Source organism: Methylobacterium sp. J-001, assembly GCF_022829565.1.
Taxonomy (GTDB): Bacteria; Pseudomonadota; Alphaproteobacteria; order Rhizobiales; family Beijerinckiaceae; genus Methylobacterium.
In genome coordinates, this window is record NZ_JAKSYN010000137.1 from 39,675 (window position 1) to 51,917 (window position 12,243).

Genomic DNA, 12,243 nt, shown 5'->3' on the forward strand with positions numbered 1-12,243 from the left:
CTGCATGCCCTTCGGAACTCTGCGTCTCGACCTGCAATCCGCCGCGCCCGGCCGGGCGGCCGCGTTGCATTTTGAATTCTCTTCCGCTCCCGGTGGCGCGAGGCTTGCGTGGCCGTGTCCGTGAGCACGATGACCGCCGATCTCCTGTCGCCCCTCCGTATCCCCTGCCGGCCGGCATCCGGCCGGATGATGTCGCACGCGGACAGGATGCGGATAACTAGAATTCAACTCCCTAGAACCGTCTTGCGATAGCGGGGAACTGGCGCATGCTGCAGATCGCGTGAAAATCCAGCCCGCTCCGGCCCGATACACGGCCGGAGCCTTCCGTCGACCGAGTCACAGACGCATCCGAGATGCGGGCCGGTAGCCGGGATCGAGATCCCGCCGGCCAGGGAGATCACGATGGACCGCAGGACGTTCCTCAAGGGCTCGGCCGCACTCGGGCTCGCCGCCCCGCAGGTCGCGATGCCGGCAGTGGCGCAGGGCGCCAAGGTGCTGCGCTTCGTGCCCCAGGCGAACCTCGCCAATTTCGATCCGATCTGGGGCACGCAATACGTGGTGCGCAATGCCGGCACCCTCGTCTGGGACATGCTCTACGGGGTCGACGCGCAGCTGAAGCCGCAGCGCCAGATGGTCGAGTCCGAGGAGGTCTCGGGCGACCAGCTGACCTGGACCTTCCGGCTGCGGCCCGGCCAAACATTCCACGACGGCGAGCCGGTGCTTGCCAAGGATGTCGTGGCGAGCCTGACCCGCTGGATGGCCCGCGATCCGATCGGCCTGATGATCCGCGGGATCCAGGACGACCTTGCCGCCGTCGATGACCGGACCTTCCGCTGGCGCCTGAAGAAGTCGTTCCCGAAGCTTCTCTACGCGCTCGGCAAGACCAACGCCCCGATGGCCCTGATCATGCCGGAGCGGATCGCCAAGACCGATCCGTTCACGCAGATCACCGAGTATGTCGGCTCCGGGCCGATGACCTTCGTGCGTAACGAATGGGTGCCGGGCGCCCGCGCCGTGTTCCAGAAGTTCGCCGGCTACAAGCCCCGCGAGGAGCCGAATTCCTGGCTGGCGGGCGGTAAGCACATCCTGGTCGACCGGGTCGAGTGGGTGATCATGCCGGATGCCGCCACCGCTTCGGCGGCGTTGCAGAACGGCGAGGTCGATTGGTGGGAGAACCCGATCTCCGACCTCGTGCCGCTCCTGCGCAAGAACGCCAACCTCAACGTCGATATCGCCGACCCGTTGGGCAATATCGGGTCGTTCCGAATGAACCACCTGTATCCGCCCTTCGACAACCCGAAGATCCGCCAAGCCGTGCTCACCGCCATGAGCCAGGAGGATTACATGCGGGCGATCGTCGGAGACGACGACAGCCTGTGGAAGAAGCTGCCGGGCTTCTTTACGCCAGGCACACCCCTCTACACCGAGGCGGGGGGAAGCCGTGTCGGCACCGGCGACATCAAGCTCGGCCAGAAGCTGCTCAAGGAAGCCGGCTACAAGGGCGAGCCGGTGGTCTGCGTCGTGGCGCAGGACCAGGGGATCACCAAGGCGCAGGGCGACATCACCGCCGACCTGCTGAAGCAGATGGGCTTCAACGTCGATTTCGTCGCCACCGACTGGGGCACCACCGGCACCCGACGGGCCTCCAAGGCGCCGCCGAGCCAGGGCGGCTGGAACATGTTCCACACCTGGCATGCTGGCGCCGACGCCATCAACCCGGCGGGCTACCCCGCGGTGCGGGCCGGCGGCGACAAGGCCTGGTTCGGCTGGCCGAACATACCCCCCGTGGAGGCGGCCATCGCCGAGTGGTTCGACGCCGCCGACCCGGCCGCGGAAAAGGCCGCCATCGACAAGGTCAACGCCGCCGCCTGCGAGGGCGTGGTCTACGTCCCGACCGGGTTCTTCCTCGGCTACCAGGCCTGGCGCAAAAACGTCTCGGGCATCGTGAAGGGGCCGATCCCGTTCACCTGGGGCGTGTCGAAGGCGTGATGGGGCGGGTGGTTGTCATGTCGGCACCCGTGCCGCGCGCTCCCTCCCCCCTCTTCGGGGGAGGGTGGCCCCTGCGTCAGCGGGGGTCGGGGGAGGGGAACCCGGCTGTCGGGAAGGGCGCAGCCTTCATGAAAGCCGCCACTTCGTTCTGCGCCGTCGCTCCCCTCTCCCGATCCCCTTCGGGGGCCACCCTCCCCCGCAAAGGGGGGAGGGGACTGCGTCGCGCCCTCCGCAACACTCAGCCCACGCCATAGCGGAGGACCCATGCTCGGCTATATCGGCAGGCGCATCCTGGCCACCATCCCGGTGATGGCGGTGGTCGGCTTGTTCGTCTTCAGCCTCCTCTACTTCGCCCCCGGCGATCCGGCCGCGATCATCGCGGGCGATCAGGCGACGCCGGATGACGTGGCGCGCATCCGTGCCTCGCTCGGCCTCGACCGGCCGTTCCTGGTGCGGTTCGGCGAGTGGTCCTGGCAGATCCTCCACGGGGATCTCGGCACCTCGATCTTCACCAACCTGCCGGTCACCACGATGATCGGCCAGCGGATTCAGCCGACCGTGTCGCTGATGCTCGTAACCCTGATCCTGGCCATCGTGGTGGCGGTGCCGCTGGGCGTCGTGGCGGCCTGGAAGGCCGGCAGCCTGATCGACCGCCTGGTCATGGGGATCGCCGTGATGGGCTTCTCCGTCCCGGTGTTCGTGGTCGGTTACGTGCTCGCCTACGTGTTCGCCCTCGAGCTCGGCTGGCTGCCGGTGCAGGGCTACACGCCGATCGAGCAGGGCCTGTGGCCGTGGTTCGCGAACCTGATCCTGCCGGCGGTGACGCTCGGCCTCGTCTACATCGCGCTGATCGCCCGGGTGACGCGGGCGACCATGCTGGACGTGCTGCAGCAGGATTACGTCCGCACCGCCCGGGCCAAGGGCCTGGCGCAGGGACCGGTGCTGTTCATCCACGCCCTCAAGAACGCCGCGGTGCCGATCGTCACCGTGATCGGCATCGGCATCGCGCTGCTCATCGGCGGCGCCGTGGTCACCGAGACGGTGTTTGCCATCCCGGGCCTCGGTCGTCTCACCGTCGATGCGATCCTGCGCCGTGATTACCCGGTCATCCAGGGCGTCGTCCTGCTGTTCAGCTTCGTCTACGTGCTGGTGAACCTCGCCATCGACCTGTTCTACACCGTGCTCGACCCGAGGATCCGCTATTGACCGCGACCGTCGCGCCACTCTCCGGTCCGTCCCGCGCCAGGGACCCGTCGCCCCAGGACGCGCCGCATAAGGGGTCGCCCCCAGCGGGCCTCGCCGTCGCAACGCCGATGCCGGACGTGATCCCGGCGCGCAAACGGCGGGGGCCGGTCTGGGGCTACGTCCGCCGCAACCCGACCATCGTGGTCGGCGGGATCCTGCTGCTGATCGTGTTCCTGATGGCTCTGCTCGCGCCCTATCTCGGCACCGTCGATCCCACCGCGCTCGCCCCGGCCAAGCGCACCCGCGTGCCTTCGGCCCAATACTGGTTCGGCACCGACATGCTCGGCCGGGACATCTATTCCCGCGTGGTCTACGGCGCCCGCGTCTCGCTGCTGGTCGGCTTCTCGGTGGCGCTCCTCGCCTCGGTGGCAGGGCTCGCGGTCGGGCTGATCTCGGGGATGGTGCGCTGGCTCGACGGCATCGTCATGCGGATCGTCGACGGGATGATGTCGATCCCGCCGATCCTGCTGGCCATCACCCTGATGGCGCTGACCCGCGGCTCGGTCCAGAACGTGATCGTGGCGATCACCATCGCGGAGATTCCCCGGGTCGCCCGGCTGGTCCGGGGCGTCGTGCTGTCTCTGCGCGAGCAGCCCTATGTCGAGGCCGCCGTGACTACGGGCACGCGCATGCCGGCGATCATCTGGCGACACATCCTGCCCAATACCCTGGCGCCCATGACCGTGCAGGCGACCTATATCTGCGCCTCCGCGATGATCACCGAGGCGATCCTGTCGTTCATCGGCGCGGGCGTGCCGCCCTCGACGCCCTCCTGGGGCAACATCATGGCCGAGGGCCGGGCCCTCTGGCAGGTCAAGTTCTACATCATCCTGTTCCCGGCGATCTTCCTGTCCATGACGGTGCTCGCGGTGAACCTCGTCGGCGACGGCCTGCGCGACGCCCTCGACCCCCGCATGGCCAAAGACGCATGAGGACCCCCGGCGTGAGCGGCGTACCCCTCCTCTCCATCGAGAACCTGCAGGTCCATTTCCGCACCCCCGACGGGGCCAACCGGGCGGTGGACGGCGTATCCTTCGCGATCCAGGCCGGCGAGACCCTGGCGATCGTCGGCGAATCCGGCTGCGGCAAGTCGGTGACCGCGATGTCGATTCTACGGCTCTTGCCCGAGCCGCCGGCCGCCATCGCCGGCGCCATCCGGTTCGAGGGGCAGAATCTCCTCGACCTGCCCATGAAGGCGATGCGCAAGATCCGCGGCAACGACATCAGCGTCATCTTTCAGGAGCCGATGACCAGCCTGAACCCGGTTCTGACCGTCGGCCACCAGATCGGCGAGACCCTGCGGCTGCACCAGGGCCTGAGCCGGCGCGAGGCCGAGGCGCGGGCGGTGGAGATGCTGACGCTGGTCGGCATCCCCGAGCCCGGGCGCCGGGTGCGGGAATACCCGCACCAACTCTCGGGCGGCATGCGCCAGCGGGTGATGATCGCCATCGCGCTCGCCTGCTCGCCCAAGCTCCTCATCGCCGACGAGCCGACCACGGCGCTCGACGTGACCATCCAGGCCCAGATCCTCGACCTGATGCGTGACCTGAAGCGCCGGGTCGGCGCCGCGATCATGCTGATCACCCACGACCTCGGCGTGGTCGCCGAGGTCGCCGACCGGGTGGTGGTGATGTATGCCGGCCGAAAGGTCGAGGAGGCCTCGGTCCGCGACCTGTTCCGGGCGCCGCGCCATCCCTACACCCGCGGCCTGATGGGGGCGGTGCCGAAGCTCGGCGCGGTCGAGCACGGCGCCACCGAGCGCCTCGCCGAGATCCCCGGCATGGTCCCGAGCCTGAAGCAGCGGATCGAGGGCTGCGTCTTCGCCGGCCGCTGCCCGGACGTGACCGACCTGTGCCGCAGCTACGCCCCGGCCCTCGAGCCGAAGGCCCCCGCCCACCTCGCCGCCTGCCACTACGCGCCGAAGGACGCCCTCGCGGCATGATTTTTTGTGACTTGGCGCAACGCGCGGCGCGTCTTCCCTCCCCCGCAGAGGGGGGAGGGGACGCGCTGCGCGCGCCTTTTCTCGTCTCGTCACGGAGACCCGCCCGTGACCACGACCGCCCGCACCCTCCTGCAGGTCAACGACCTGAAAAAACACTTCCCGCTCGGCGGCGGCCTGTTCGGCCGATCGACCCGGATGCTCAAGGCGGTGGACGGCCTGTCCTTCACGGTGGACCGGGGCGAGACCCTGTCGCTGGTCGGGGAATCCGGCTGCGGCAAGTCCACGGTCGCCAAGGCGCTGATGCGCCTCTACGCCCCCACCGCCGGGCAGGTGGTGCTGGCTGGCAGGCGCATCGACGATCTCTCGGCCGGCACTTTGCGGCCCCTGCGGCGGCGGATGCAGATGGTGTTCCAGGACCCGTTCTCGTCGCTCAACCCGCGGATGCGGGTGCGGGCGATCCTGGCCGAGCCGATCCGCAATTTCGGGCTGGCCAAGGGCTCGGCCGACCTCGAGGCGAAGCTCGCCGCCCTGATGGAGCGGGTCGGCCTGCCTCGGGAGGCGCTGGGGCGCTGGCCCCACGAATTCTCCGGCGGTCAGCGCCAGCGCATCGGCATCGCCCGGGCGCTCGCCGCCGAGCCGGACCTGATCATCTGCGACGAGGCGGTCTCGGCGCTGGACGTGTCGGTGAAGGCTCAGATCGTCAACCTGCTGCGCGACCTGCAGCGCGAGCTCGACCTCGCCATGCTGTTCATCTCGCACGACCTCGCCATCGTCGAGCACATGACCCACCGGGTGGCGGTGATGTATCTCGGCAAGATCGTCGAGATCGGCCCCCGCCGGGAGCTGTTCCTGGCCCCCAAGCACCCCTACACCCAGGCGCTGCTCTCGGCGGTGCCGATCCCGGAGCCCGGGGCCGGGCGCACCCGCATCGTGCTCAAGGGCGACGTGCCGAGCCCGATCAACCCGCCCAGCGGCTGCCGCTTCCACACCCGCTGTCCGCAGGCCTTCGACCGCTGCCGGGTCGAGGAGCCCCGCCTCGACACCGTGGGCACCGGCCATCTTGCCGCCTGCCACCTCAATGATGCGGCCGCGCCGGCGGTCGCGGCCTGACGCCCCTACCGGAGACAGCCGTGCAGCACGATCTCATCCTCAAGGGTGCCCGGGTGATCGACCCGTCGCAGAACCACGATGGGCTTTGCGATGTCGCCTTCGCGGAGGGCCGTGTCTCCGGCTTCGGCCGCGACCTGGTTGTGGGTCCGGGCACGCAGGTGCGGGAGATGGCCGGGGCCATCGTCACCCCGGGGCTGATCGACCTGCACACCCATGTCTACTGGGGCGGCACCTCGATCGGCATCGACGCCGACGATTTCTGCCGCACCTCCGGGGTGACCACCTCGGTCGATACCGGCAGCGCCGGGCCGGGCAACTTTGCCGGCTTTCGCAAGCACGTGATCGACCGCTCGGAGGCGCGCATCCTCGCCTATCTCCACGTGTCGTTCGCTGGCATCTTCGCCTTCTCGAAGACGATCATGGTCGGGGAGAGCCAGGATCCGCGGCTGATGGCGCCGCGCGAGGCCGTGGAGGTGGCCGAGGCCAACCGGGACGTGATCGTCGGCATCAAGGTCCGGGTCGGGCGCAATTCCTCCGGGGACCAGGGTACCGCGCCGCTCAACATCGCCCTCCAGGTCGCGGAAGAGACCGGCCTGCCGCTGATGGCCCATATCGACGAGCCGCCGCCGAGCTACGAGGAGGTGCTCGCCATGCTGCGCCCCGGCGATGTGCTGACCCACGCTTTTCGGCCGTTCCCGAACGCGCCCGTGACCGCGCAGGGGGCGGTCAAGCCGGCTTTGCGCGAGGCCCGGGCCCGGGGCGTGCTGTTCGATATCGGCCACGGCAAGGGCTCGTTCGCGTTCAAGACCGCCCGGGCCATGCTGGCGGGCGGCTTTTTGCCGGACACGATCTCGTCCGACGTGCACCAGCTCTGCATCGACGGCCCGGCCTTCGACCAGGTCACGACCATGTCCAAGATGCTCTGCCTCGGCATGGGCCTGCACGAGGTCATCGCCGCCTCCACGGTCAATGCCGCGGTGGCGCTGAAGCGCATGGAATACGGCACCCTGAAGGTCGGCGCGCTCGGCGACGCCACCGTGCTGTCGGTCCGGGACGGCGCGTTCGACTACTTGGACACAAGGGGCGAGCACATGACCGGCGCCCAGCGGATCATTTCCGAGGGCGTGGTGCTGCGGGGCCATTGGTGGCACCCGGTGTAAGATGGGGAGGGTGAGGTTTCCCTTCGGAGGGGTCACGCGCTGCCCTGGGTTGCTTCGCTGCGCTGGCGATGACGGTGCGGGACCATCGAACGCGCGCTTCGGCCGGGAGGCGTACGAAATACGCCCCTTCGGCTGACCGCCGGGAACAGCCTTGTAGGATATTCCCGAACCTGCGCGGCAGCCCAGGATGACGAAATCATCGTCTCAATCCGGACAGCAATCCGAGTTTATCAAGAATACGCCGCTTTACAGTCTCTCCTCGCCGACCCTACACTTTCACGTGAGGCCTGGACCATCTCCGGGCCATCAGCGACACGCGGCTCAAGCTGCGGCGCCAGGGAGGATGGATGGGTACGGGTCAGCCTCTGCTGGAGGTCGACGGCGTCACGCTCCGCTACAAGACGCCCGACCACCTCGTCACGGCCACCTACCGGGTGAGCTTCAAGGTCTGGCCCGGGGACCGGTTCGTCCTGTTGGGGCCGTCCGGCTGCGGGAAGTCGACCCTGCTCAAGGCGGTGGGCGGCTACATGGCCCCCACCGAGGGGGAGATCCGGCTGAAAGGCCGCCCGGTGACCGAGCCCGGATCCGACCGGATGATGGTGTTCCAGGAATTCGACCAGCTGCTCCCGTGGAAGACGGTCCGGCAGAACGTGGTCTTCGCCCTCGAAGCCTCGGGCCGGCTCAAAGGCCGGCATGCGCTGGAGCGGGCGAACCTCTACATCGACAAGGTCAACCTCACGAAGTTCGCCGACAGCTACCCGCACACCCTGTCGGGGGGCATGAAGCAGCGCGTCGCTATCGCCCGCGGCATGGCGATGGAGCCCGACATCCTGCTGATGGACGAGCCGTTTGCGGCGCTGGACGCGCTCACCCGGCGGCGCATGCAGGACGAGCTGCTGATGCTCTGGGAGGAGACCCGGTTCACGGTCCTGTTCGTGACGCACTCGATCCCCGAGGCGATCAAGGTCGGCTCCCGCATCCTGCTGCTCTCGCCCCATCCCGGTGAGGTCAAGGCCGAGCTCAACAGCGCCGCCACCCCGGAAGCGGCGTTGCGGCTCGAGAACCGCATTCAAGAGATGCTGTTCTCCGAGGAGATCGAGGAAGCCGAGAATGTCTAACGCGCGCGTCCTGACCGGCGCTCCCCTGACGGTACCGCCACGCCCGGCCGCCGCGGAGCCGGTCCGCCCCGAGATCGTCCGGGAGACCGGCCACGCCCACGGCGCCCCGGTGGTGGAGAAGCCGCTCTCGGCCTTCGAGCGGCTCTACAACCAGGCCTGGCTGCGCAAGATCCTGATCCTCGTCCTGCTCGCGGGGATCTGGGAGGCCTACGGGCGCTACCTCGACAACGACCTGCTGTTCCCGACCTTCTCGGCCACCATGGAGGCGTTCTTCCGGGCCGTTGCCGATGGCACCCTGCCGGCCCGGGCCTGGAGCTCGCTGAAGGTGCTGCTGATGGGCTACGCCGCCGGCATCGTTCTGGCGACCCTGCTGACCGGCATCGCCATCGCGTCGCGGATCGGCACCGATTTCCTCGAGACCCTGACGTCGATGTTCAACCCGCTGCCGGCGATCGCGCTGCTGCCGCTGGCGCTGATCTGGTTCGGGCTTGGCAACGGCAGCCTGATCTTCGTCCTGGTCCACTCGGTGACCTGGGCGATCGCGCTCAATACCCATTCCGGCTTCCTGTCGGTGAGCCGGACCCTGCGAATGGTCGGGCGCAACTATGGTCTGTCGGGACCGCGGCTGATCGCCAAGATCCTGATCCCGGCAGCGTTTCCCTCGATTCTCACCGGCCTGAAGGTCGGCTGGGCCTTCGCCTGGCGCACCCTGATCGCGGCCGAGCTGGTGTTCGGCGTCAGCTCCGGGGCGGGCGGGCTCGGCTGGTTCATCTTCGAGAACAAGAACATGCTCGACATCCCGAACGTGTTCGCCGGGCTGCTCACCGTGATCCTGATCGGTCTCGTGGTGGAGAACCTGATCTTCCAGACGATCGAGCGGCGGACCATCCAGCGCTGGGGGATGCAGGCCTGATCGAAGTCCGGCATGGCATCGGGTGACGTCGCGCAGCCATCCGGAGCCCTGACCATGCCGATTCTGTCCCTCGCGGAGGCGCACACCCTCGCGGCCGGCGCGTTGCGCCGGTGCGGAGCCTCACCCGCCGCGGCCGACAGCACCGCCCGAGCCCTGGTGGCCGCCGAGGCGGACGGCCTGACGGGTCACGGGCTGTCGCGGGTGCCGAGCTATGCGGCGCAGCTGCGGACCGGCAAGGTCGTGGGCGATGCCGAGATCGTCGTGACCCATCCGCGGCCGGGGCTCCTGGCGATCGATGCCGGGCACGGCTTCGCTTATCCGGCCCTCGACGCCGCGCTGGCCGCGCTGCCGGATCTCGCGTGCCGCCAGGGCATCGCGGCGGCCGGGATCCGCCGCTCGCATCATTGCGGTGCGGCTGGACTGCCTGTGGAGAAGCTGGCCGAGGCCGGGTGCATCGCGATCCTGTTCGCCAACACCCCCGCCGCCATGGCCCCCTGGGGCGGCAGCCGCGCCGTGTTCGGCACCAACCCGCTGGCCTTCGGCTGCCCGCTGCCCGGCCGGGCGCCCATCGTGATCGACCTCGCCCTATCGAAGGTCGCGCGGGCCACCATCGTGGGCGCGAAGCAGCGCGGCGAGGCGATCCCGGAGGGCTGGGCCCTCGATGCCGAGGGCCGTCCGACCACCGATCCCGCCGCCGCCCTCGACGGCACGATGGCACCGCTCGGCGACGCCAAGGGGACGGCGCTGGCTCTGATGGTAGAGCTTCTGGCGGCAGGGCTCACGGGCGCACGCTTCGCCGCGGAAGCCAGCTCGTTCCTCGACGCCGCGGGCGACCCGCCCGGGACCGGTCAGTTGGTTCTGGCGATCGATGCGCCTGCCTTGAGCCCGGGGGCGCCGGAGCGCTTTGCCGTCCTGGCCGCCGCGATCGAAGATCAGGACGGCACCCGCCTGCCGGGAAGCCGGCGCCTCGCTCTGCGCGCCCGCGCCGTGGTGGATGGGCTGATGCTACCGGACGCTCTTTTCTCCGAGATCGCGAAGCTGGGGTGACGAGGCCGGATGGTTCCCGGGAGCCATCCAGGCTGCGGGCCAAGCCGGTTCGACCAGAAGAAATTCTGATACACCGCCAGAGTAAGAGCCTTCCCGGGGATCGCCGCCTCACAAGGCGTCCGCACAGGATCGCTCGGCTCCCCCGGGGCCGCTGAACAGGGACGCGACGATGGCTCATCTCGACAGGCGCCGGGTGCTGCGGGGCGGCCTCGGCGCGGTCGCAGCCGCCGCGGCGCCGTTGCGTGCCAGGGCCGAGGAGGTCGCGCTTCCATTCGGCAACGGCGTGCGTCCGTTGGTGACCTATCCGGGCAAGCGCCCGCTCCTGCAGACCACGGCCCGGCCCCCTCAGCTCGAGACGCCGTTCGCGGTGTTCGACGAGGGTGCGATCACCCCCAACGATGCCTTCTTCGTCCGTTACCATCTGGCCGACATCCCGCTGGAGATCGACCTGGAGGCGTTCCGGCTCGGCGTGACCGGCCATGTCGAGCGGCCGGTCTCGCTGGCGCTGGCCGAGATCAAGGCGCTGCCCGGGCGGACCGAGATCGTGGCGGTCAACCAATGCTCCGGCAATTCCCGGGGCTTCTTCGAGCCGCGCATGGCCGGTGGCCAGCTCGGCAACGGCGCCATGGGCTGCGCCCGCTGGACCGGCGTGCCGCTCAAGAGCGTGCTGGACCGGGCCGGCGTGAAGGCCGGGGCCGAGCAGGTCACATTCGATGGGCTGGACGGGCCGGTCCTGCCCGAGACCCCGGATTTCGTGAAGGCGCTCCGCCTCGACCACGCCCGCGACGAGCAGGTGATGCTGGCCTGGGCCATGAACGGCGCGGATCTGCCCTGGCTCAACGGCTTCCCGCTGCGCCTCGTGGTGCCGGGCTTCTACGGCACCTACTGGGTCAAGCACCTGACCGCCATCACGGTCCGCGACATGCCGTTCGACGGCTTCTTCATGAAGAGCGCCTACCGCATCCCGGACAATGCGTGCGCCTGCACGGAACCCGGTCAAGCCGCCGCCGCCACGGTGCCGATCGGGCGCCTCAACGTCCGCTCGTTTCTGACCAACCTCGCCGACGGGGCGGACATCAAGGCCGGCCCGGTGCAACTGCGCGGCATCGCGTTCGACGGCGGCTCCGGGATCCGGACGGTGGAGGTGTCCGCCGATGATGGCCGGACCTGGACGAATGCGGAGCTCGGCCAGGATCTCGGCGCTTACGCGTTCCGGCCCTGGTCGCTCGGTCTCGATCTGACTCCCGGGGCATACGTGCTCCGGGTCCGGGCCACCGCCAACGACGGGAGCACGCAGCCGATGGGCGCGCGCTGGAACCCGTCCGGCTACATGCGCAACGTGGTGGAGACCACCCGTGTCCGGGTGGCGTGAGGAGAACGGGATGCGCGCGCTTCTGCTCGGATCGCTGGCTGCCGGTCTGGTCGCCGGCTCCGCTCTGTCGGCGCCGCGAAGCTACGCGGTACCGGACCCCACGGCGCAGCTGAAGGCGCCCAAGGATGGGGAGGGGGGCAGCCAGGGTCAGGGATTTGCCGCGGCGCAGGCCAATTGCCAGACCTGCCACTCGGTCGATTACCTCATCACCCAGCCGCCGGGCCGGGGCAAGGCGTTCTGGGACGCGGAGGTGGCCAAGATGATTAAAGTCTACCACGCCCCGATCGATGAGGCGGATGGCCACGCGATCGCAGCCTATCTGGCAGATACCTATTGAACGGTGCCCG

At 69.1% G+C, this 12,243-nt stretch carries 11 protein-coding genes; all 11 read left to right on the forward strand.

The window, feature by feature from the left end; translation table 11 throughout:
• The first annotated feature begins 402 nt into the window (after nt 1-402).
• The 11 genes from MKK65_RS17360 (at nt 403) to MKK65_RS17410 (ending at nt 12,233) form a co-directional block, all read left to right on the forward strand.
• The gene (locus tag MKK65_RS17360) at nt 403-1,989 is read left to right on the forward strand and encodes an ABC transporter substrate-binding protein (protein WP_243959269.1); all 1,587 of its coding nucleotides are present in this window, start codon (nt 403-405) and stop codon (nt 1,987-1,989) included.
• Nucleotides 1,990-2,253: 264 nt separating this feature from the next.
• Entirely contained in the window at nt 2,254-3,195 is a 942-nt protein-coding gene (locus tag MKK65_RS17365) for an ABC transporter permease (RefSeq protein WP_243959271.1), read from the forward strand.
• Nucleotides 3,192-4,166: an ABC transporter permease gene (locus MKK65_RS17370; RefSeq protein WP_409565445.1), complete on the forward strand. Its 975-nt coding sequence runs from the start codon at nt 3,192-3,194 to the stop codon at nt 4,164-4,166. The genes MKK65_RS17365 and MKK65_RS17370 overlap by 4 nt, the downstream gene beginning before the upstream one ends.
• On the forward strand, nt 4,163-5,176 hold the full coding sequence (locus MKK65_RS17375) for an ABC transporter ATP-binding protein (RefSeq protein WP_243959273.1): 1,014 nt from the start codon (nt 4,163-4,165) through the stop codon (nt 5,174-5,176). The genes MKK65_RS17370 and MKK65_RS17375 overlap by 4 nt, the downstream gene beginning before the upstream one ends.
• A 105-nt stretch (nt 5,177-5,281) precedes the next feature.
• Nucleotides 5,282-6,286 carry an ABC transporter ATP-binding protein gene (locus tag MKK65_RS17380; RefSeq protein ID WP_243959274.1) on the forward strand — a complete coding sequence of 335 codons (1,005 nt, stop codon included), beginning with the start codon at nt 5,282-5,284 and terminating at the stop codon, nt 6,284-6,286.
• A gap of 20 nt (nt 6,287-6,306) precedes the next feature.
• Nucleotides 6,307-7,446, forward strand: coding sequence for an amidohydrolase/deacetylase family metallohydrolase (locus MKK65_RS17385; RefSeq protein WP_243959276.1), 1,140 nt, complete (start codon nt 6,307-6,309; stop codon nt 7,444-7,446).
• Nucleotides 7,447-7,793: 347 nt separating this feature from the next.
• Complete coding sequence (locus tag MKK65_RS17390) at nt 7,794-8,564, forward strand: ABC transporter ATP-binding protein (RefSeq protein ID WP_058190783.1); 771 nt, start codon at nt 7,794-7,796, stop codon at nt 8,562-8,564.
• The gene (locus MKK65_RS17395; RefSeq protein WP_152997405.1) at nt 8,557-9,477 is read left to right on the forward strand and encodes an ABC transporter permease; all 921 of its coding nucleotides are present in this window, start codon (nt 8,557-8,559) and stop codon (nt 9,475-9,477) included. Before MKK65_RS17390 ends, MKK65_RS17395 begins: the two co-directional genes overlap by 8 nt.
• 54 nt (nt 9,478-9,531) lie before the next feature.
• On the forward strand, nt 9,532-10,524 hold the full coding sequence (locus tag MKK65_RS17400; RefSeq protein ID WP_243959278.1) for an Ldh family oxidoreductase: 993 nt from the start codon (nt 9,532-9,534) through the stop codon (nt 10,522-10,524).
• A 169-nt stretch (nt 10,525-10,693) separates the two neighbouring features.
• Nucleotides 10,694-11,896 (forward strand): molybdopterin-dependent oxidoreductase, encoded by a 1,203-nt coding sequence (locus MKK65_RS17405; RefSeq protein WP_243959281.1) that lies wholly within the window; start codon nt 10,694-10,696, stop codon nt 11,894-11,896.
• A gap of 10 nt (nt 11,897-11,906) precedes the next feature.
• On the forward strand, nt 11,907-12,233 hold the full coding sequence (locus MKK65_RS17410) for a cytochrome c (RefSeq protein WP_243959283.1): 327 nt from the start codon (nt 11,907-11,909) through the stop codon (nt 12,231-12,233).
• Nucleotides 12,234-12,243 lie beyond the last annotated feature (10 nt).